Source organism: Parabacteroides sp. MSK.9.14 (assembly GCF_019041495.1).
GTDB classification, from domain to species: domain Bacteria; phylum Bacteroidota; class Bacteroidia; order Bacteroidales; family Tannerellaceae; genus Parabacteroides; species Parabacteroides merdae.
Genome location: NZ_JAHPXO010000015.1, coordinates 1 through 22,565 on the forward strand (window position 1 = coordinate 1; position 22,565 = coordinate 22,565).

The 22,565-nt window shown below is 47.4% G+C and carries 18 protein-coding genes; 11 read left to right on the forward strand and 7 right to left on the reverse strand.

Annotation, left to right across the window (positions count from 1 at the left end; all coding sequences use genetic code 11):
* From KTG12_RS09530 to KTG12_RS09545, 4 genes are all read right to left on the reverse strand, one after another.
* On the reverse strand, nt 1-916 hold a 916-nt coding region (locus KTG12_RS09530), incomplete at its 3' end, for a DNA topoisomerase (RefSeq protein ID WP_254189039.1).
* Nucleotides 917-976: 60 nt separating this feature from the next.
* The gene (locus KTG12_RS09535) at nt 977-2,548 is read right to left on the reverse strand and encodes a DUF3945 domain-containing protein (RefSeq protein ID WP_004291455.1); all 1,572 of its coding nucleotides are present in this window, start codon (nt 2,546-2,548) and stop codon (nt 977-979) included.
* 20 nt (nt 2,549-2,568) lie between these two features.
* The gene (locus KTG12_RS09540) at nt 2,569-2,919 is read right to left on the reverse strand and encodes a helix-turn-helix domain-containing protein (protein WP_004291454.1); all 351 of its coding nucleotides are present in this window, start codon (nt 2,917-2,919) and stop codon (nt 2,569-2,571) included.
* 3 nt (nt 2,920-2,922) lie between these two features.
* Nucleotides 2,923-3,285, reverse strand: a complete 363-nt coding sequence (locus tag KTG12_RS09545) for a helix-turn-helix domain-containing protein (RefSeq protein ID WP_004304264.1) — start codon at nt 3,283-3,285, stop codon at nt 2,923-2,925.
* Between the two features lie 201 nt (nt 3,286-3,486).
* Between KTG12_RS09545 and KTG12_RS09550 the strand changes: the two genes are divergently transcribed.
* Together KTG12_RS09550 and KTG12_RS09555 are read left to right on the forward strand one after the other, a co-directional pair.
* A complete protein-coding gene (locus tag KTG12_RS09550; RefSeq protein ID WP_004291426.1) occupies nt 3,487-3,786 on the forward strand; it encodes a helix-turn-helix domain-containing protein in 300 nt (99 codons plus the stop codon).
* A 31-nt stretch (nt 3,787-3,817) separates the two neighbouring features.
* Nucleotides 3,818-4,123, forward strand: a complete 306-nt coding sequence (locus KTG12_RS09555) for a helix-turn-helix domain-containing protein (protein ID WP_004291424.1) — start codon at nt 3,818-3,820, stop codon at nt 4,121-4,123.
* A gap of 77 nt (nt 4,124-4,200) precedes the next feature.
* Here KTG12_RS09555 and KTG12_RS09560 read toward each other — a convergent pair whose 3' ends face one another.
* On the reverse strand, nt 4,201-4,563 hold the full coding sequence (locus tag KTG12_RS09560) for a hypothetical protein (protein ID WP_004291423.1): 363 nt from the start codon (nt 4,561-4,563) through the stop codon (nt 4,201-4,203).
* A gap of 11 nt (nt 4,564-4,574) precedes the next feature.
* Nucleotides 4,575-5,810 (reverse strand): site-specific integrase, encoded by a 1,236-nt coding sequence (locus KTG12_RS09565; RefSeq protein WP_004291422.1) that lies wholly within the window; start codon nt 5,808-5,810, stop codon nt 4,575-4,577.
* Nucleotides 5,811-6,160: 350 nt separating this feature from the next.
* Here KTG12_RS09565 and KTG12_RS09570 point away from each other — a divergent pair, with 350 nt between their 5' ends.
* The 8 genes from KTG12_RS09570 to KTG12_RS09605 all read left to right on the forward strand — a co-directional run bounded on the left by KTG12_RS09570 (nt 6,161) and on the right by KTG12_RS09605 (nt 19,751).
* Nucleotides 6,161-6,745 (forward strand): RNA polymerase sigma-70 factor, encoded by a 585-nt coding sequence (locus KTG12_RS09570; protein ID WP_005636233.1) that lies wholly within the window; start codon nt 6,161-6,163, stop codon nt 6,743-6,745.
* Nucleotides 6,746-6,863: 118 nt separating this feature from the next.
* Entirely contained in the window at nt 6,864-7,889 is a 1,026-nt protein-coding gene (locus tag KTG12_RS09575) for a FecR family protein (RefSeq protein WP_216945427.1), read from the forward strand.
* Nucleotides 7,890-8,441: 552 nt separating this feature from the next.
* On the forward strand, nt 8,442-11,669 hold the full coding sequence (locus tag KTG12_RS09580; RefSeq protein ID WP_227225745.1) for a TonB-dependent receptor: 3,228 nt from the start codon (nt 8,442-8,444) through the stop codon (nt 11,667-11,669).
* 19 nt (nt 11,670-11,688) lie between these two features.
* Nucleotides 11,689-13,530 carry a RagB/SusD family nutrient uptake outer membrane protein gene (locus KTG12_RS09585; protein WP_005636239.1) on the forward strand — a complete coding sequence of 614 codons (1,842 nt, stop codon included), beginning with the start codon at nt 11,689-11,691 and terminating at the stop codon, nt 13,528-13,530.
* 86 nt (nt 13,531-13,616) lie between these two features.
* On the forward strand, nt 13,617-14,681 hold the full coding sequence (locus KTG12_RS09590) for a family 43 glycosylhydrolase (RefSeq protein ID WP_046452157.1): 1,065 nt from the start codon (nt 13,617-13,619) through the stop codon (nt 14,679-14,681).
* Nucleotides 14,682-14,697: 16 nt separating this feature from the next.
* Nucleotides 14,698-15,693 (forward strand): glycoside hydrolase family 43 protein, encoded by a 996-nt coding sequence (locus tag KTG12_RS09595; protein ID WP_138272751.1) that lies wholly within the window; start codon nt 14,698-14,700, stop codon nt 15,691-15,693.
* A gap of 570 nt (nt 15,694-16,263) precedes the next feature.
* Complete coding sequence (locus KTG12_RS09600) at nt 16,264-18,807, forward strand: GH116 family glycosyl-hydrolase (protein ID WP_046452156.1); 2,544 nt, start codon at nt 16,264-16,266, stop codon at nt 18,805-18,807.
* On the forward strand, nt 18,804-19,751 hold the full coding sequence (locus KTG12_RS09605; RefSeq protein ID WP_122115863.1) for an alkaline phosphatase family protein: 948 nt from the start codon (nt 18,804-18,806) through the stop codon (nt 19,749-19,751). Before KTG12_RS09600 ends, KTG12_RS09605 begins: the two co-directional genes overlap by 4 nt.
* A gap of 85 nt (nt 19,752-19,836) precedes the next feature.
* On the opposite strand, the gene KTG12_RS09610 is transcribed toward KTG12_RS09605, so the two are convergent.
* Nucleotides 19,837-21,330, reverse strand: coding sequence for an IMP dehydrogenase (locus KTG12_RS09610; protein WP_005646461.1), 1,494 nt, complete (start codon nt 21,328-21,330; stop codon nt 19,837-19,839).
* Nucleotides 21,331-21,549: 219 nt separating this feature from the next.
* On the opposite strand from KTG12_RS09610, the gene KTG12_RS09615 reads away from it, so the two are divergent.
* A complete protein-coding gene (locus KTG12_RS09615) occupies nt 21,550-22,257 on the forward strand; it encodes a pirin family protein (protein WP_138272750.1) in 708 nt (235 codons plus the stop codon).
* Nucleotides 22,258-22,565: the final 308 nt, after the last annotated feature.

Below are 22,565 nucleotides of genomic sequence, written 5' to 3' on the forward strand. Positions count from 1 at the left end.
TCTGCGCGATTTCAAGCGTCTGTTCCGCCGTGAAGCCGTGCTTGGCGTTGGCTTCTTTCTGGAGCGTGGTCAGGTCGTAGAGCAAGGGAGTTTCCTCCGTCTTCTCCTTGCGCTCGGCTTTCGTGACAGTGGCGCAACCTGCCGCCTTTACCTTATTATATAGTTCCATCGCCGGTTCTTTCTCTTTCCATTTCTCGGAGGATGAGAATTTCACGACTTCGCCGTCGCAACCGTCCGTTGCGATATGGAGCTGCCAGAATGCTTCGGACGTAAAGCGGCGGTTCTCCCAGTAGCGTTCACATACCATAGCCAACGTTGGTGTCTGCACCCGCCCCACGGAATACGTGCCGTGTCCGGCGGCGATGGATAACGCCTGTGTGCCGTTGATGCCCACGAGCCAGTCGGATTCGCTCCGCGCTTTGGCGGCGAGGTAGAGGTTGTCGTATTTGCTGCCGTCTTCGAGTTTCCGCAGTCCCTCGCGGATAGCTTTGTCGGTGAGAGAGCTGATCCACAGGCGCACGAAAGGAGTGGTGCAACCCGTATAGTGGTAGAGGTAGCGGAAGATAAGCTCTCCCTCGCGTCCGGCATCGGTCGCCACGATGATATGTTCGCTTGTGTCGAACAGTCTTTTGATGACTTTTATCTGCGACACCACGCCGCTGTCGGGCTTGTAACCTTTCTCCGTCCTGACCTGACGGGGGACGAGCGTGAATGTGTCGGGAATAATCGGGAGGTTGTCACGGACAAATCCGCGCACGCCGTAGCCGTCGGGCATGGCAAGCTGAACGAGGTGTCCGAATGCCCATGTCACGGCATAACCGCCTCCCTCGAAATATCCTTCCTCTCTCTTTGTCGCGCCCACGATGCGGGCGATTTCACGTGCCACGGAGGGCTTTTCTGCAATGATTGTCTTCATGTCTTCTTCTTTTTTGTTGATACTTTGGATTTTATTTTGGATTCAGTGGCGGACACGGGATTACATTTTCATGCCCTTGCCCGTTTTCTTCTGCGGCTTCTCCTGCTGCTGTTGCTGGCGGGCGTCCTTCGGGTTGGTCTGACCTTTCTGCAACGGCTCTCTCAGATTCTTTGTAGCCTCGTTGGTCTTGCCATCGTTGTTCACCGCCACCTGCGTGCGGCTCTCGTTGGACGGAGCAACCTGCTGTGCATTGTCAGGGTTCGTGTCGTAGCGGTACGGGCGTCCCTTCTCCGGGTTGAACTTGATATACATCGTGGCATGGAAGCCCTGCTTGTCGGTCACGTTCTCCAGCTTCACGGCTTTACCCGCCACATAGTCGGCTTTCTGCTGGTCGGTGAAGCTCACGCCGCTCCATTTGCTGATGGGGCGGATGCTGCCGTCCTCGTTCGTCCACGTGTTGCGGCGTTGCTCCTTCTTGGTCTGTGCGGCATTTTCCCCGCCCTGCGCCTGACTTTTCGATGTGTCGCCTTTGGTTTCCTGTGTCTGTGCGGTACGGGGCGACTTGCCGGTTCCCGGCACGAACTCCACGCCGCGCTGCTCCACGTTCACTTGCAGGGTGGTGACGAACTTTCTGCCGTCGTTGCGCTCGATGAGCTTGTCGCGTACGGGCAGTCCGGCGCGGAGCATGTCCCGCTCCTGCGTGGTGATTTCCGTCTTGCCGATGCGCTCCGGGATGCGCACCCTGCTTGCCGGAATGTCCGTGATTTCATTCGTCTTGCGGTCGATGCTGATGTAGGAGGGGATGATCTCGCCCGTTTCCCTGTCCACAATGTCCACGACCCTACCGAGATTGCCCGTTTCGCGGAGGTTCTTCCGGTCATTGTCGGAGAATTTGTGTTCCTTGTACTCATCCAGCTTCTGCTCCTTGCGGATGAAGTGCGGCACGAGGCTGATGTTTCCCTCACCGTCCTTCTTGAAGGAGAGGCGGGCGTCCAGCTCGAATGATTCGCCGCCGAAGGTCGGTTTGACCTTTACCAAGTCGGACTTGCCATAGTTGAGCATCTTCGTAAGGTCGCCGGACTTTTCAAGGTTGTCCCGCTTTACGCCCCATCTGTCCTCCAGCTCCTGCCAGTTGATTTTACTCTCGTCGATGGGCTGGTAGCCACGTTTGCCCTGCATCTGTTCGGATTTGTCCTGTTGCTGTTCTTTCCGTTGTTCCATGTTCTCCTGTTTTTGAGGTTCTTGTTTCTCTGTCTGTTGTGCTGCCATCTCTTCCTGCACCTTCTTCTCATAGTCGGAGGTGTCCACCTTGTGAGGGGCGAGCAGCTCCTTGTTCGCTTCGGGGTCTTTCAGCAGTTGCTTCATCACCTCTAAGAGATTTTCAGCTTGGTCTGCCGCAATGCGGTAGAAACCGAAGCGGCTGGGTTCCTTGCACTGCCGGAAGAAGTTCTTGAAGAAGTTGTCCAGCACGTCGCCATGTCGGTCGAATTGCAGGAAACTCTGCGCGTTCTCCGCTTTTGCGGGGGTGCGCTTGGGTGTGCCGTCCGCGTTCAGCCCGGCTACCACGCTGATCTCGCCTGTCTTCTCGTCACGGACTACCAGCACGTCCTTTTCGTCTTTTTTCTTTGCCATCTGAAAAATGTTTTAATGGGTTATTTATGAAAGAAATTATGGATACGAGCCTTGTAGAAGGCTATATCTTCCTTTTTGAAGTCCTTGATATGGTTGGAAAGGAATGTCAGCACGTCCTCCTCGCTGTAATAGGTCTTCTTGCCCAGCGTCTTGTAGGGCAATGCGCCTACGCTGCGGTAGCGTTGGAGGGTGCGTTTGCTTATCTGGAGCAACATGCACAAATCCTGATTGTCGAAAAGGCGGATGCTTTCCGTGATAGTGGGCTGTTTCCCCTCAGCCTTCATCGCCAGCAGCAGTTCGTCCTGACGGTCGAGCCGTTCCATCAGCTTCTGCATCCAGCCCTCGAAGTTGTTTCGTGTGAGCAGTTCCATGACCTATGTCCTCCTTCCTTTTGGTTTGCCGCCCGTGCGCAGCGTGTGGTTGTGGAACAGGGTGTCTATTGTCCCTTCCTCGTTCCTTACTGTGTTGTCCTCCAATAGCCGCAGTATCTCGGAAAGGCGGTAGCGGCAGCTTCCGCGTACCACCACATACTCGATACGGTGGTCGGTGCGCATACGCTGCATGGTGCGCTTGCTCACGTTGAGCATCTTCGCCGCCTGTGCCGTGTCAAGCAGCTTGTCTTCGGTTTCCCGCTTCCGTTTCTTCTCGTCCCTTGCCTCGCGGATGTACCCTGCGATGTTCGCAATCTGCGCCATCATCTCCTTGTAGGCGGAACTTTCCATTGTTATCACTTTCATGTTCAGTCCTTTCTTTTTGTTTCTGCGACAAAATTCGGCAATAAACAAAAGGGGCTTTAACAACTCACTACGTGACTCACGTAAGATTTTTGCGGAAGATGGCTCCGTAACCCGGTCAAACGGCGCAACAGGCAGCCTTTCAGCGGAAAACGATACGTCTTGTATGCCGTTTCGTTACCTTTGCGGCAAACTCTAAATGACATGAATATGGAAATAGTATCTATCGAGAAAAAGACTTTCGAGATGATGGTGGCGGCATTCGGCGCACTCTCGGAGAAGGTCGCCGCCCTGAGGCGCAAAAGCGACACGGGGCGCATGGAAAGATGGCTCACGGGCGAGGAGGTCTGCGGGCAGTTGAGAATAAGCCCGCGCACGTTGCAGACGCTGCGTGACAGGCGGCTTATCGGCTACTCGCAGATAAACCGCAGGTTCTATTACAAGCCAGAGGAGGTGAAGCGGCTGATACCGCTTGTCGGCACGCTCTATCCGCACGGCAGATGATTTGATTTATTCACCCACTGAATCCGAAGTTATGATGAACGAGAACAACGATGTTTTTACGATGGAAGACGAGCCGATAGCCTCTGTGGTGCAGGATATGCGCAAAGGCTCGAAATGGCTGTCCGCATTTCTGGAAAGCTACCGTCCTCCGCTGGACGGGGAACGTTACCTGACGGACGGCGAGGTGTCGGAACTGCTCCGTGTGAGCCGGCGCACCTTGCAGGAATACCGCAACAACCGCGTGTTGCCCTTCATACTTTTGGGAGGGAAGGTGCTTTACCCGGAAACGGGGCTGCGCGGGGTACTGGAAGCGAACTACCGCAAGCCGCTGGAGTGAGGCGGTTTCATGAAAAAGTAAACGGGTGACACCTTTTGTGGTGCTACCCGTTTACTTGTCTTATGGGGTATGTGCAATCAGCAATACCCGGCTTTTCCGTTCTGTATGAACATCACGTATGTCTGCCGTTTCTCTTGTGAGAGTGCCTTTCCCACCAGCCATGTGCGGAACAGGTGGGTGTTGTAGGTATTCACCCTGAAAGCGACCGGGATGATGATTTCAAGGGCGTACACGTCCGCGTGCAGCCCGTTTTCAAGCTGCATGTAGCGGCACACCTCGTAGTCGTTCAGCACGTCCGACTTGCGGACGGCTCTGATGGCGGCGTTCACTGCCGGGACGGTCGTATGGAACAATCCGGCTATTTCGGTGGCGGTCATCCACACGTCGTTACCGGTTACGCTGACTGCCTTGTCCTCGATGATGATTGTGTCACGTTTCATGGCTTTTCTTTTTAGATGGTGCAACCTGCAAATTCCTCGACGCCGTTCAATCTTGCGGCAAGGTTCTCCATGTCCTGATTGAGCTTCTCTTTGGTTATCTTTGCGTAAATCTGCGTCGTCTTTATGCTCTTGTGTCCGAGCATGGAGCTGACCGTTTCGATGGGAACACCGTTGGAGAGGAATATCGTCGTGGCTGCCGTGTGGCGGCTCTGATGCCACGTGATATGCTTGGTGATGCCGCAACGCTTGGCGACGGCACGGATACCGGCAAGGCACGTGTTATAATGCGGAACGGGAAATATCCTGCCGTCCCCGCACAGTCCCCGGTATTTGCCGATTATGCGGTTGGCGATGTCGAGCAGGCGGATGTTGGACACCACGCCCGTTTTCTGGCGGTTGATGTTTATCCACTCGTGTTCGTCGAAGTAGGTGCGGATATTCTCTTCCGTAAGGTTGCGCATATCCGCGAACGACAGCCCCGTGAAGGCGCAGAACAGGTAGAGGTCGCGGTACAATTCCTGTTTGGCGTTTTTCAGTTTCCCCTCCATCAGCAGGCGGATCTCATCTTTGGTCAGGAAACTGCGTGTTGTTTCCTCCTTCTTGATTTCATACTCGCGGAACGGGTCGCGCGTCAGCCACTCGTTGTTGATGGCGATGAATACCATCGTCCGTAACGGGCAGACGTACAGCCACACGGTATTGGTGCAGCAGTGCTTGTCCGTGCGCAGGAACATCTCGAAGTCGGAGATGAAAGCCGGGGTAAGCTCTTTTAGGGCGATGTCCTTCACATGGTAGCGGATGTCGAGGAACTCTTGCATGTGCTTGTAAACGGTGCGGTACTTCAGCAGCGTGCCTTTGGCTTTCATGCCTGCCTCCACCTGCTTCTCGTAGTCCTCGTTGTGCTGGCGGAACACCTGCATCAGCGTGTGGTAGCGGTGTTCCAGTCCGAGAAAGGCGTTCTTCACCTTCTCCGCCGTGACGAAGTTGTCACGCTCCATGATTTCCTGATAATGCCTGTTGATGCGTACCCGCATCTTGTCAAGCATACGGTTCGTTTCGAGTGCCGCCGTGCTTCTGCCCGTGACACGTCCACCTTTGGTGTCCCACAGTTTCGGATCGACAGTCAGTTTGCAGCTGAACTGTGTCTGGCTGCCGTCCACCGTGATGCGTCCCATGACGGGAACTGTCCCGTCCTTTTTCACTACCTGACGCTTGAGGTAGTAGATTACTGAAAATGTACTCTTCATTGTCCTTAATTTTTGGGTTTCAAAATTAGTTGGTGAAGAGTCCGGTGTTGGTACGCAAAACGGGGAGGAACGGCGCAATCTTTTTCCGTAACCTGATTTTTCGCATGAGTTATGGATAACTCACTATTCCTTAGAGCCTTGTTTCGCTATTCGTACCCGTTTGTCGCATTTTCGGGCATGGTTACGAACAAGTAACGTAGCGGCGTCAGGATTTGGCTTCGGCAGGGATTGTAATGGCTTCACGGATTATCGCCACTTCAACCAAAACCCTTGTAACTCAATTCTATCACTATATCTTTCCGCATTTCACTTTTTTGTAGTAACTTTGCTTTTTATAAAACAACAAATTCATGTCAGGAGAGATCTATGTTCAGGATTTTGCAGCCTTGGAAACACTGTTCAAGCGTTTCTACAAACCTTTGCGGGCGTATGCTTTCCGTTTTGTGAATGATAAGGATTTGTCGGAAGATATTGTTCAGGATGTTTTTTATGAACTTTGGAAGCGGCGTGAAAGTATCCGTTTTGAGGATGAATCTGTAAAGTCTTATCTTTTCAAAGCCGTATATACGCATGCTCTGAATGCGTTGGATAAGAAACAACAGGATGTATACCCTTTGAAACCTGAGAGAGAGACGGATATATTGGATCAGTACGTTTCCTCTTATATGCAAAATTCCGAGCAGAGCTTGTTATTGAAAGAACTGGAAGAAGAAATCATGTCTTATATAAACACGCTTCCCCCTCAATGCCATAAAATATTTATGTTAAGCCGGAGCTATGGATTGAAGAACCGTGAGATTGCGGAACAACTGAATATTAGTATCAAAGCGGTTGAAAAGCAGATTAGCAAGGCTCTTTCTGGGTTGAAAGAATATCTTATCCAAAGGGACTTATTCCCTTTGTTAGTGTTGGCTGTCACTTGTCTTTCTCTTTAGACAGCCAGAGGGTGGAACGAAAGTTTCATGCCGGAGAATAAAAAGAAACGTTAATTCTTTGTAGGATGGAGGTAGGGTAAAACTACCTTTTTTTGTATTACTAATAAATGAATCTGTAATGAAAGAAGAAACACACGATATCAACGAAATCATAATCCGTTATCTGGATGGCTCGGCTGAACTGGAAGAGAAGAGGCTATTGCTTCGATGGCTGAAACAATCGGATGATAATCGGGATGATTTTATTGCAACTCGTGACCTGTGGCTGTCTTGTAATGTCGCTGCCGGAAACGAGCTGGAGATCGATATCGCTTTGGGGAAACTGAAAAACCGTATCTTGTTGGAGCAGGGACGGATGGAGAGGGACTTGCCTGCGAAGAGAAATACATTATCGGTGGTTTTGCGTTGGACGCGGGTTGCTGCCGTCTTGTTGCTTTTGCTGGGAATCGGTTATGGTATCGGCAGTTGGAGGGAGCATTCCGCTCCTGATGTCATCGTGCAAAACCAACTGATTACGGCAAAAGGAAGCAAAGGCCGGTTCACGTTGCCTGACGGATCGGTGGTTTGGCTGAATTCGGAAACTAAACTGACTTATCCGAATCAATTTGCCGATGACAGACGGTTGGTCTCTTTGGAGGGAGAAGCATATTTCGAGGTGGCGAAAGATGCGAAAAAGCCTTTTGTCGTACAGGCGGGAGAGATAGATGTAGAGGTCTTGGGGACCTGCTTCGATCTCGATAGCTATTCTTCCGGTGAATTTGTAAAGACCGCTTTGCTGAGCGGTAGTGTAAAGATATCGGGAAAAGCCATGAAAGATCCGGTTTACTTGAAACCGGATGAACTGTTCAGATACCGTAAGTCGGATCAGATCGCCTCTGTCGAAGAAGCCAAAGTCGGTTTATATACCGATTGGATCAAAGACCGCCTGGTATTTGACAACGACTGTCTGGCTGATATCTTAATCAGTATGGAGGGACGCTATAATATGGACATTGAATGCCCGAAGCAGTTTGCCGCTGCCACTCGTCTTTCTTTCACAATCCGGCAGGAGAGCATCGAAGAGGTGATGGAGGCGATGAGTCTGATTGCTCCGATTAGGTATGAGATAAAGAAAAATAAAGTATATATAACTCCTCGAAAATAAATGTTTAACTTTAAAAACAGATTGCTTATGGGAATAGACAAATGATGTTATTGTGAAAAAAGAGGATAGGTGTATGTGGGTTGCATTCGTCTGTCGAAAAAAATAATTAATCTATCGTCCGGTATTTGGTTTCGGCGATAAAGTTTAACTGAAAATCTATATAGAATATGATTTATTTTAACCGAAAGGGTCTTTTGTATTCTTTTATTCAAAAAGAAACCAGGGTGATGAATTTAGCCCTGTTTATGTTAACTTTCATGTTAAGTGGGCTTTATGCTACAGAGTCTTATTCTCAGACTGTCCGGATTAGCCTCAATATGAAAAACTCAACAGTCAAAGAGGTATTAAAGAAAATTGAAAATTGCAGTGAGTTTACGTTCTTTTATAATGACGAAATAATAGACGTGGACAAACGTGTCACATTGAATGCTGAGGATCTCAGTATATCAGATATACTGACTACAATTCTCCCGAATTGTAGTCAGTATATCAGATATACTGACTACAATTCTCCCGAATTGTAGTTATACGATATCGAATAAAAACATTATCATAACTGTCAAGGAGGCTGGCGTTCACCAGCAGGGAAAGATTGTCACCGGAGTTGTCCGCGATGTTAATGGCGAACCGGTTGTCGGAGCGAATGTTTCGGTAAAGGGCACTACCAACGGAACAATAACCGATATGGACGGGAAATTTACGCTGGAAGGCGTTTCTGCCGATTCTAAACTTTCGGTATCCTATATCGGTTACATGGCCCAAGAGATTGTAGTGGGTAATAAAGGGGCTTTCGAAATCGTATTGAAAGATGACACCCAAGCTCTTGAAGAAGTTGTTGTTGTCGGTTATGCTGCTCAGAAGAAGGTGAATTTGACCGGATCTGTAGCCAGTCTAAATTTTACGGATGAGAAGCTGAGCCGTCCGGTTACCACGATCGCCGCATCGTTGTCAGGTATGGCGGCTGGTGTCAATGTGATGAATACTAGTAGCCAGCCGAATGCCGAAGGTTCTTCCATCTTGATCCGTGGTGTGGGTACGATGAACGATGCTGGCCCACTGATCCTTGTGGACGGAATGGAGATGAGCCTCAATGAAGTGAATCCAAATGATGTGGCTTCGATCTCCATCTTGAAAGATGCCGCTTCTTGTGCCATTTACGGTAACAGAGGGGCTAATGGGGTAATCTTGGTTACGACGAAACGTGGTTCGGATGGAAAAATCAATGTGACCTATTCGGGCAAGTTTTCTTACCAGACTCCGGCCAAGCTGATTCGTCAGGTAACGGATTATGCGGATTATATGGAGTTTGTCAACGAAGGTTATCTCAACACGAACCAGGCGGCCAAGTTCTCCCAGTCGACGATCAATGAGTGGCGTGAAGCAGCTAATAACCCGAACGCGACGAATGTCGCTGGCATACCGAATTATGTGACGCATCCGAATACGGATTGGTATGATGTCGTTTATGACCCGAAATGGATGCAGGAACATACTATCAGCTTGACTGGTGCGGAAAAGCGTACTAACTATGCGATTTCGGGTACTTACCTGAATAATCCAGGTTTGGTTATCGAGTCGGGGGTAAAGAAATATTATTTGCGTAGTGACATCGAGTCGAGAGTAACCGATTTCCTGACTGTAGGAATGCGTGCTTGGGGGTATAACGCCGATCAGGATCGCAATAATCTGGGCGATATGTGGGGATTGAACATGCAGAAGGTGACCCCAGGTGTTTATCCTTATTATGACGGCAAATATGGTGGAATCGAAACTAACGAAGAAGACGGGCAGGCAGGAAACCCATTGCTGAATATGAGTAACTCGTATGGTTACTACAAGCAGAACAAATATTTCGTGAACCCGTATATAGAAGTGAAGTTCTTGAAAGACTTCAAGTTTACAGCCAACTTTTATTATGATCAGTTTACAAACCATCACAGATGGCAACCTTCTGATTATAAAGAACAGTACAGTTTCAACCGTACAATGACTTTGAGTACGCCTCCGACTTCTACGGATATGGCTACTTATAAGGTGTATGATTGGGAAAGACGTGAAAAGTACTGGAAAACCAATATGCTGGTGAGTTGGGCGCATACTTATGGAAAGCACGATGTGGGTGCATTGATCGGTTATGAAGAATCGCGTAACTGGGGAGACGAAGTGGATATTTGTAAGGAAGGTATGTCAAGTGTCAATTTGACAGACTTTGATGCCATGACGGATCCTTATTATATTAAGGGTTCTTCATACGAATATTCTTCTCGTTCTTGGTTCGGTCGCATCAATTATGCATTTGACAATCGTTACTTGTTCGAAATGAACATGCGTTATGATGGTTCTTCTCGTTTTTCTCCCGATTCTCGTTGGGGTCTGTTTCCTTCTTTCTCTGCCGGTTGGCGTATATCTGAAGAGGAATTTATGAAAGATATAGATTGGTTGAGTAATTTGAAGCTGCGTGCATCTTGGGGGAAGTTGGGTAATAATTCCATTGGTAATTACGAGTGGCAGGCACTTTACGGTTCAGGCTACAACTATGCGTTCAATAGCAATAAATCCAATGGTTTAGCCATGACTACTTTCTCCAACTACGCTTTGGAATGGGAGGAAACGGCTATTACCAATATAGGTCTTGATTTCGGTGTTTTGAACAACCGTTTGAACGGAACGATCGAAGTATATGACAAAAAAACGGATGGAATCTTATATCGCCCGACGCTTCCGGAATCTCTGAACCAATTTACTTCTCCGCTCCAGAATCTGGCAGGTGTTAACAACAAAGGGCTTGAAATTACTTTGGGTTGGAATGACCGTGTCGGAGATATCTCTTACTCAGTTTCAGGAAACTTTACTTATAATAAGAATAAAGTGACGAAATATAAAGGGGAGTTGGTCCGCGAATGGCGTACGGATGCCAACGGCAATAAAGTGTGGTATCAGAATGTTGGTACGGTAGCAAACGGTTCGTCCAACTTGATCGTGGAAGGCCACGAGATGAATGAATATTATATGATGAATCCATACAAAGGTAACGGTTCTTATTTCAATAGTGATGGGACAGTGAATATTAATGGGGGACCGAAAGACGGAATGATCCGTACTGAGGCTGATATGAAATGGTTGCAGGCGATGTTTGATGCTGGTTATAAGTTTTACCCAAACCAAGCGATCGGCAAAGATAAGATTTGGTATGGGGATATGATTTATGCTGACTATAACGGAGATGGTATTTATGGTAATGATGACGATCGCGATTTTCAAAGTGTTTCTTGGAGACCGAAATACTACTTCGGCTTGCAGGCAAGCATGACATGGAAGGGCTTTGACCTATCGATGAACTGGGCGGGAGCAGCCGGATTCAAGATCGATTATTACAAACAAACGCAAAACAGCGTCAGTGTTACGCACGGATATGGTCTCGGATATGACATTGCTTATGATCACTATTTCTTCGATCCTGAAAATCCGAATGATCCGCGTACGAACATTTATTCCGAAACGCCACGTCTCGTTGGTTATCAGAACAGCGGTCAGGCAAGTGCTACCAGTTCTTGGCATCTGAAGAATGGTAACTACATAAAGCTGAAAAACCTGACGATAGGCTATACCTTTCCGAAAGAATGGATGAAAGTAGCCTTCATTCAGAATGCACGAGTTTATCTGTCTGGCGAAAATTTACTGACAATCACTAAGTTCGAAGGTAGCGATCCGGAACGTATGGCCGGTGACGGTTATATGCCGATCCGCCAGTATACGGTTGGTGTTAATGTGACATTCTAATTAAATTGTGAAAAAAAGTATGGACAAGAATAATTTGGGAATTATAAAAGACATGGCAAAACTTTTTTCAGCAACAATTTTGTCAGGTTTGTTCTTTACAGGTTGTGTAGATATGGATTTGACTCCGAAAAACCAGCCGAGTGAAGGAGAGGTATGGGCAGATGCCACGATGGCTGAACAGACTGTTACCGGCTTATACAATGGATTGAACCATTTGTATAATGATAACTATAATATGTGGTTCGATTGCTTTTCGGCAGTGATGGATCGCGATGCGAACTGGCGTAACTTTGGTATGCTGTTTGGCAACCAGACGACATCAGGAGATGGTCCGAGTTGGATTTGGCATGACAACTATAAGTTTATCATCCGTTGCAATGATGTGATTGCTAATATGCCGGATGTGGTAGGGCTTCCGGAAGCGAAGAAAGCACGTTTGATTGCTGAAGCCAAATTTCTCCGTAGCTATTGGTATTATGAATTGAACTTGCTGTTTGGTGGTGTTCCTTATTATACAGAGCCAATCAAGAACATCGAAGAAGCGAAGGGTAGCCGTCTTTCTATGACGGATCTCTGGAATGAGTTGATTAAGGATTTGACTGATTGCATCAACGAGCCAAATTTGCCGGATAAATACAACAGCGGCGACAATGATTATGGTCACATTACGAAAGGTGCAGCGTATGCGCTCAGAGGCAAGATATACCTGTGGTTGGAGAACTGGGGGGCTGCTGAAGCTGACTTCAAAAAGGTCGGTGATTGTGGTTATCGCCTGTTTACTTCCGGTGCGAATGCCTATAAGATGTTGTTCAAGGAGGTCAATGAGCAGTGTGATGAGATGATCTTCTCTGTCCAGTGCATCGAAGAGGATGGTTATTGGAATTCTAAGAACCGGGGATTTGGTAATCGTTGTACTTATGGTTCCATGTGGAATAACTATTTGGTCAATCCGGATTTCGTTGATACCTATGAGTGTGCGGATGGAAGCAAGTTCGACTGGTCGAAGATCATTCCCGAGTATTATAAGTTGACGGTCAATGAACGCCGTGTCTTTTTCTTGCGTGATAACTTGACGGAATCAGAAATCGCAAATGCGAAAGAGCAGGGGGCCAATATGGATTATTATCTGCCGAGTGGCAATGAAGCTCGTATTCGCAAGGCCTACGAACAGCGTGATCCGCGTTTAGAAATGAGTGTCATTACGCCGTATGCCACCTATTTAGGAGGTGACGGAGGTGCTGATAATTACTTTACAAACCGCTATCCGTTCCGTAGCCAGTGGATAGAAACACAAAATGCGGATGGTACGATTACGCGTGAAGCGAGTGATTTGCGTACTGATACGCAGGCGATGTTTTATTATCTGAACCGTAAATTCGTGACGGAAGGAGTCGGTGAAGGTAGCCAAAAAGGTACTGGTATTGATATGCCGAAAATCCGGTATGCTGATGTTCTGTTGAACCTTGCTGAGGCATTGAACGAACAGGGCAAGATAGACGAAGCGGTTACTGTTGTCAATCAGGTACGTGCTCGTGCCGGTGCCCAATTGCTCAACTCCAATGTCCCAACGACCGTGATGGGCCAAGCTGATATGCGTGAACGTATCCGGAACGAACGGTATTGGGAATTGCTTGGTGAAGACCTGATTTACTTTGACGAACTTCGTTGGAAGACTTGGAAGGACAAAAAGTTTGCCACATATGACGACAACGGCAAACAGGTGGTGAACGGTCTGCGACAGGTTTGGGGACAGGCAACTTATCATTATGCGTGGGGGGGAGACCATTATTGGTTATATCCGATTCCGTATAACGAAACGCAGATGAACCCGAATATGGAACAGAATCCGGGTTGGAAGTAATGATTTTGTAAAGAAGAAGCTGTTGCAAAAGTTTATATTTTTGATATGTACTATTGTAATAGCTTCTTCATAAAAATAGATAGAAAATGAAGAATGTAAAAAAATTTTTCTTGTTGTCTTGTGCTATTTATTGCACTGCTTGTAGTGGAAATGGTAATACTGGAAATTCGGATGGGCAGGATATTCCGAAAGTTGATGATTCACAACTAGCTTATCATAATCCGGTGATACGGATTGCTGCACCTGATCCGACTGCCATGCGAGCAAAAGATGGTTATTTTTATTTATATGCGACTGAAGATATCCGTAACTTGCCGATTTTTCGATCAAGAGATATGGTGGAATGGGAAGAGATAGGAACTGCCTTCACTGATGAGACTCGTCCAGACTTCTTGCCCGACAACAAGGATGTCAAAGAACGTGCTCATCTTTGGGCCCCGGAGATTCGCTATGTGAAAGGCAAATATGTTCTTTTCTATTCTTTGGCGCAATGGGGTAATCATTGGGTTAGCACCGTTGGTTATGCCGTTTCCGATTCTCCCGAAGGTCCGTTCACACCGAAAGGCAAAGTATTTGACAGCCGTGAAGTGAATGTAGAGAACTCCATCGACCAGTATTTCTATGAGGAAGACGGCAAGTATTATATGCTTTGGGGGAGCTTCTTCGGAATTTATATCATGGAACTGGATGTGACAGATGATGTGATGATCACGCCTAAACTTGACACCAAGCGCCAGATCGCTGGCAACGCTTACGAAGGAATCAACCTGTGGAAACGCGACGGGTACTACTACCTCATCGGCTCTATCGGCTCTTGTTGCGAAGGACAGAAAAGCACCTACACCACAGTTGTGGCGCGTTCGAAAGACCTTTTCGGCCCGTATGTCGATAAACAGGGAGGACAAATGTTGGATAACAAGCATGAAGTAATCCTGCATAAGAATGACCGCTTTGTTGGGACCGGCCACAATTCCACCCTTCTCGAAGATGACGAAAAGAACACGTGGATGCTTTACCATGCTTTTGAACTGGAACGTTTGGATGCGCAACGGCAAGTTTTGTTGGACCGCATTTTGTGGGATGAAGACGGCTGGCCTTACGTTGATAAATTGGAGCCTTCTTACGGTGCGTTTCGTCCTGTTATTAAATAATTAAACTGATGATTTTATGAATAAGAAATGGATTACTTTATTGTTTTCGTTCTCCCTTTGTTTTTGCATGAGTTGTTCGGATTCCGAATCCGATAAAAAGGAAGAAGGAAAAGTAGAAGAAGAAAAGCCGGTAACTGTCTTGTCCAAGACGGTCCCTCTGGCTGATCCTTACATCTTGGTACATGACAGCCTCTACTATATTTACGGGACGAATGTCGGAACCGGTTTTGACGTCTATTACTCCAAAGACCTCGAATACTGGGAACGTGCCTCGGCTTTGTCGCTTAGCCATGCGAACTCGTACGGCGAATCGATGTTCTGGGCGCCGGAAGTCTATTATGTTGAAAAAGATAAGAAGTTCTACATGTTCTATTCGACGGAAGAGCATATTTGTGTTGCTACGGCAGATTCTCCTTTGGGTCCGTTCAAGCAGGACGAGCATAAGCCGATCCGCGAGGAAAAGAGCATCGATACTTCCGTCTTTTTTGACGAAGACGGAAAAGCCTATCTATATTTCGTTCGTTTCAACGACGGCAATGTCATCTGGTGCGCAGAGCTGAAAGAGAACCTGAAAGAGATCAAGGAAGAAACATTGACACAATGTTTCAAGGCCGAAGAACCGTGGGAATTGGTTCTTCCCAAAGTAGTGGAAGGTCCTTCCGTCTTTAAACAGAATGGCGTCTATTATCTGATTTATTCGGCAAACGGCTATACAAGCCAGGACTATGCGGTAGGCTTTGCCACATCGGATTCGCCTTTCGGCCCGTGGAAAAAGTACGAAGGCAATCCCGTGTTGCATAAGTGCGATGGGCTAGTTGGCGTCGGTCACGGTGCTCCTTTTGTCGATATGAAAGGTAAGATGCGCTATGTCTTCCATGCGCACAAAAGTGAGTCTGAGATACATCCTCGCAATTCGTTTGTCGTAGATATGTTTGTCAAGGATAGTATTGTTTCGTTAGGAGGAAATATTGTCCGTCCGATGGTGGTAGACAGGCTGCCATCCGGTAAATAAGGTATAGAAAGTAAGGCATCGCTTTACAAGTGCTAACCCTATGAGTTAGGATGGCTAATGCATAAGGTTAGCCATCGTAATGCAATTGATGCAAAATCCGGGTTATAATTCCCTTCTTATCCTGATCTGGGAAGGGAGTTATTGTATAACATTGTTTCGTTAACAACAAAACACATTCGTTTACTATAGGCAATTCTCCGGGAGTTCAGCTTTTCCACAATGTTAGGATATTCTGTTTTTTGAGCATAAAGGGATTTTGTTTTTCGATTTCCTGCTGTGCTCGTTTTGCTGGTTGCTTATTAATTCGGGTATAAAAGAGAAAAATGTCAGACACGGATTGCTTGGGTTTTCAATCCAAACAGTAAAACGTCCCAATAAGGGTTGTTGTTTGTTTTGCTAACATAGCTTATCCTCTTTTTTATGGCAAGCTTTTGAACCTTTCAAGATTATAACTCTCCGATGTAATAATGGGTATATCGGATATCTTTTCCGTTAAAAAAGGCCGAAATGGATAATATTTAAGTATATTAGCCCTTTGAGCATTGTATGCCTTGAATTAATTTTGGAGTTATGAATAGATTAAAGCTGTTAACGATTTGTATGTTTGTTTCCGGAGCCGTCTTTTCCCAAGAATGGAAGCCGCAAACATGGCCGGTTCTGAAACAATATGACCGGGAACATCTTTACCAGGTGGCATTGCCTTTGGGAGGAATCGGGACTGGAACGGTCTCTTTGGGAGGCCGGGGAGAGTTGCGGGATTGGGAGATTATGAATGTCCCTGGTAAGAAATATAGTACGGTGACGACCGGCAATAATGCACCTTTCTTTGCAATTTATGCAAAACCGCAGACGGGAGAGGCTATGACTACCCTGCTTGCAGGTCCTTTATATCCGCAGGAGTATTTGCATTATGAGGGGCGGCCGGTGAACCATCACGGTATGCCGCGTTTTGCCGATGCTACTTTCGAGGCGGCTTATCCGTTCGGACAAGTGCATCTTTCCGACCGGCAATTGCCGGTGAAAGTGACGGTCAAAGGATTCAATCCGTTGGTACCGGGAGACGCAGATGCCAGTGGCATGCCGATTGCCGTGTTGGCTTATGAGGTGACAAATACGACCGACCGTCCTTTGGAGGTAGCCGTTTGTGGTTCGATGCGCAATTTTATCGGGAAGGACGGCAGTAAGTTCAGGACTGACTGGAAAGGAGATTACATTCCGACAGGCGCGAAAGACAATAAAAACCAGTTTCGTAAAAAGAACGGCTTGCAAGGCCTCTACCTATATTCGGACGGGGTAGATAAGAATGATCCGGCTTATGGAACGGTGGCCTTGACCACTCAGGCAGTAGAAGGGGTCACCTACCGGACTTCTTCGCGGGCGGATAATTGGAATAATGGTATTCTTAACTTTTGGGATGATTTTAGTGCTGATGGCGAACTGACGGAGCGGGACAGACAGGAGGATGAAGACCCGATGGCTTCGCTGGCGGTAAAGAAGACAGTGGGACCTGGCAGTACGGAAACGTTTACTTTCTACCTGACTTGGAATTTCCCGAACCGGAAAGCTTGGTCGGAAACAATTGTCGGGAACTATTACAGCACTCGGTTCCCGGATGCCTGGGAAGCGGCCGAGGCAATCGTACCTCAGATTCCGGAAATGGAAAGGCAGACGCTCTCTTTTGTGCATGCCTTCCTGAAATCGACTTATCCTGATGTTGTCAAAGAGGCTGCTTTGTTTAATCTGGCAACATTGCGTTCGCAAACGGTCTTTCGTTTACCTAGCGGACATTTGATGGGATGGGAAGGCGTGATGGATCGTTTCGGTTCTTGTGCCGGCAGCTGCACGCATGTTTGGAACTACGAGGTGGCGACACCGTTTCTTTTCGGTGAATTGGCAAAGACGATGCGTGATGTGGAATTCAACTATGCGACGAAAGAAAACGGGCTGATGAATTTCCGGGCTTCCTTGCCTTTATCGGAAGCAGCGAAAGGTAATTCGGCTGCGGCGGACGGCCAGATGGGATGTGTCATGAAGATTTACCGGGATTGGCAGTTGTCGGGAGACGATGAGTTCCTGCAAAAGAATTGGGGGCAAGTAAAGAAAGTGCTTGCTTATGCCTGGACCGACAAAGGTTGGGATGGCAATCAGGACGGCATCATGGAAGGTTCGCAGCATAACACGATGGATGTGAACTATTTCGGTCCGAATCCTCAAATGGGCTTCTGGTATATGGGAGCCTTAAAGGCGGCTGAGAAAATGGCTTTAGCCATGAAGGATAAGACGTTTGCCAAGAAATGCAATACTTTGTTCCGGCAGGGAAGCATCTGGATGGATGCCAATCTGTTTAACGGGGAATATTATGAACATAAGATAACCGATCCCGAAACATTTGAATATCTGGATATGCGGAATCCGGACGTGAAGGTTCCGCCGTTTCAATTGGGAAAAGGTTGCCTGGTCGATCAGTTGGTCGGACAGTATATGGCCCATATATGCGGTTTGGGATATCTGGGAGATAAGGAGCATATCCGTACGACATTGGGAAGTATCATGAAATATAATTATGTGAAGGATTTCAGCCGTTACTTTAATAATATGCGTTCGTATGTGATGGGAGATGAGTCCGGTCTGCTGATGGCCTCCTGGCCGAAAGGACGACTGGAAGTCCCTTTCCCTTACTTTGCCGAAGTGATGACCGGTTTCGAATATTGTGCCGCTGTCGGCATGATATACGAAAGTATGGAAAAGGAGGCCTTGACTTGCATCCGTGCGATTCGTGACCGTCATGACGGGGCGAAGCGGAATCCGTTCAGCGAGGCGGAGTGCGGACATCACTATGCCCGTTCGATGGCAAGTTGGGCAGCAGTAATCGCGTTGAGCGATTTCCAATATTCAGGAGTGGATCGACGGATGCATTTCACGGACCGGCCGGGATGTTATTTCTGGAGCAACGGTTATGCCTGGGGTACTTGTACCGTTACAGATGATACTGCTACGATCGAAGTCCTGAAAGGTTCTTTACAGTTGGACAAGTTGGTTATTGGAGATAAAGAGAAGCGGTTGAAGAATTTCAGACTTGCTTCAGGGGAAAATCGTATAATAAAATTATCATGAAAAATTCAAGAAGAACATTTTTCAAGCAGGGGCTTGCAGGTGCGTTGGCTTTAGGTTCGGCCTCTCTTCCCATTCCTGCTGCTGCTATGACGGATGGGGTTGGCAAAGCGAAAGCCAAGCGTGTGGTCCTGATATCTCTCGATGGTATTTGTGTGGAAGGATTTCTGAAAGCAAGAACTCCGAATTTGGATGCCTTGCTGGCTGATGGTTCCCTTTCGCTTGATACGCGGGTGGTTATGCCTTCGGTGACTTTGCCCAATTGGACAAGCCATTTGACGGGAAGTGGTCCGGAACAGCATGGAGTTGTTGACAACAGTTGGGAAATATCCAAATTCAAGCTGCCTGCCATCCATACGGACAGTGATGGTTATTATCCATCGGTATTTAAAATCCTTAAGGATGCAGTTCCGCAGATGAAGACGGCTTTTTATTATAACTGGATAAATCTGTTCTATCCGTATAACAAGAAGTATTTGGATGAAGTCAGCTATTTGGAACAGGATGCTTATGTCCCGAATTATGAAAAGGCATTTTCTTTTCTGAAGGCTAATGAAGGTAATCCCACTTTGGTATTTCTTTATTCCGTGCATACCGATCATGCCGGGCATAAACATAAATGGATGTCTCCGGAATATATCAAGTCTATTGAAGAAGCGGATGTCGAGATCGGGAAATTTCTTGAAAAGATGAAACGGGACGGCTTGTATAAAGACACTCATTTTATGTTCCTGACGGATCACGGAGGTATTGAATACGGACATGGCGGAGTCAGCACGAATGAGATGATTGTTCCCTGGGGGATCACCGGTCCCGGAATACGCAAAGGGTTCAAGATCACGGAACCCAATAATACCGTGAATACGGCAGCTACGATCCTCCGTTTGTTTGATGTGGAGAAACCTTTACCTTGGACAGGGGAGGTATTAAGTTCTATATTCAAGTAAACAGTATTCGTAAGTAAGCCTAAATAAAAAGAGAGTATCTGGAAAAACCGGATACTCTCTTTTTTATGAATAAATAGTCTGTTTTTTAGTTCTGTTCCTTCAAGATCACGTCATGCGCTCCGCCTTCCACGATACTGGTTGAGGAAACCAATGTGATTTTGGCGTTCTTCTGCAAATCGGGAATGGTGATAGCTCCGCAGCTGCACATCGTGGCGATTATTTTGCCTAATGTGAGGTTGAGGTTGTCTTTCATCTTTCCAGCGTATGGCACATAGCTGTCGACACCTTCTTCGAACTTAAGTGCTTCGCTGCCGCCCATGTCGTAACGCTGCCAGTTCTTGGCGCGGTTCGAACCTTCGCCCCAGTATTCCTTTACGAAATTGTTACCGATCTTCATCTTCTTCGTCGGAGATTCGTCGAAGCGGGCGAAATAACGTCCCATCATCAGGAAGTCCGCACCCATCGCCAAAGCAAGAACCATGTGATAGTCATGCACCAGACCGCCGTCGCTGCAAATGGGCACATAGATACCTGTCTTTTTCATATATTCGTCGCGTGCCTGTGCCACGTCGATCAATGCGGTAGCCTGTCCGCGGCCGATACCTTTCTGTTCACGGGTGATACAGATGGAACCGCCACCGATACCTACCTTGATGAAATCGGCTCCGGCTTCGACCAGGTAGTCGAAACCTTCCTTATCGACAACATTTCCGGCACCGACCAGCACCTTGTCACCATACGTTTTCTTGATCCATTGCAGTGTTGCCTGCTGCCATTCGGAATAGCCGTCGGACGAGTCGATACACAATACGTCGACACCCGCTTCAACCAGCGCAGGAACACGTTCCATATAGTCGCGTGTGTTAATCCCCGCGCCTACGAGCAGTTTCTTATCGCTGCCGGACAACTCTTTCGGATTGTCGCGGTGGCTGTCGTAGTCTTTGCGGAAGACGAAATATTGCAAGTTCTGTTCCTTGTCGATGATCGGCAACGTGTTCAGTTTGTGATCCCAGATGATCTGGTTGGCTTCACTCAATGTCATGCCCAGTTCGCCGACGATCAGTTTGGAGAACGGAGTCATGAATTCTTTCACCTTCTTGTCGGGAGAATCCTTTTCGGCACGATAGTCGCGACTGGTCACCATACCCAGCAATTTACCGTTAGGAGTACCGTCGTCCGTCACACCGATCGTAGAGTGTTCGGTGCGCTGTACTAGAGCGATTACATCTGCCAACGTATTTTCAGGCGTCAGATTGGAGTCGCTGATTACAAAACCGGCTTTGAACTTCTTTACTTTCCGGACCATTTCGGCTTGGCTGTCGATAGGTTGTGAACCGAAGATGAAAGACAGTCCTCCGTTGCGGGCCAGTTCGATGGCCAACTTGGGACCGGACACGGATTGCATGATCGCTGAAACAAAAGGAATGTTTAGTTCGATCGCAGGCTTTTCGCCCACTTTGTGTTTCACAAGCGGAGTTTTCAGCGAAACGTTGGTTGGCACACATTGTTTGGTTGTTAAACCTGGAATAAGCAAGTATTCGCCGAATGTTCTTGATACATCGTTTAAGTAAACTGCCATAGTGTTTATATTTACGGGATGATTTTATTAGGGTACAAAAGTACTCAATTCTCTTGTATCATGTATTGTCGAGACTAAAGAAAATTATGTTTTTGCCTATTTTCTCTCTTTCGTGTATGGGGAAGTCAAGAATATCCGGACATCGGTGCCAGCCCGTATCAGCAACTTTTCCATAATCCGGAGTGTTATATGGATGAAATTAACAAAGGAGGATTATTTATGAAAACAGTAGTGGATAAAGCCAATACTCGCGGGTATGCAAATCATGGATGGCTGAAGACCCATCACACTTTTAGTTTTGCCAATTACTACAACCCGAAGCGAGTACATTTTGGCATGCTTCGGGTCCTGAATGACGACTCTGTCGCTCCGGGAGAGGGCTTCGATACACATCCACATAAGAATATGGAAGTCATCTCTATTCCGTTGAAAGGATATTTGCGTCACGGCGACAGTATCCGGAACAGCGAAGTGATTACTCCGGGCGATATCCAGGTGATGAGTGCAGGTACGGGGATTTTCCATAGCGAGTTCAATGATAGCGGTGAAGAGCAGCTGGATTTCCTCCAGATCTGGGTGTTCCCGCGTGAGGAGAATACAGCACCTCATTATAAGAGCTATGATATCCGCCCTGTTCTGAAGAAGAATGAGCTGGGAATGATGATTGCGCCGGACGGCTCCGCCCCGGCTTCCATCAACCAGGATGCCTGGTTCTCGATGGGTACGTTGGATGCGGGACTGGTGAAGGAATACAAACTGCATGGCAAGAAGAACGGCGTTTACCTGTTCGTGATCGAAGGCGAAGTGGAGGTTGCCAACACAGTCCTTTCCAAACGTGACGGTGCCGGTTTCTGGGACACCGACAGCATTGCCATAGAGGTATTGAAACATGCGACCGTGCTTTTGATGGAAGTTCCGATGGTATGATCTTTGTCAAAATGACAAAACGTCAAACAGGCTCCGGTTTTTATTGGCTGTAGCCGGGATAAGGATCGGACGGCTGTGTTTATCGTATTCTCGCGGAGATAAGGATTTCCGTTCTGCCACCGGAATGGAGTCATATGAATCTTTTTGTCTGCTGAAAGGATGCCAATCAGCTTATGTCTGCCGGCCGTGATAGAAATAGTCGAGGATAGCAGGCAAAATGATTGTCCGGAACTATCCGTCCGGCAAATGCTTCCAGACAAAATAGAACGTTTCCGGCAATGTTTTTTCTCAAAATAGGGGACCGGATC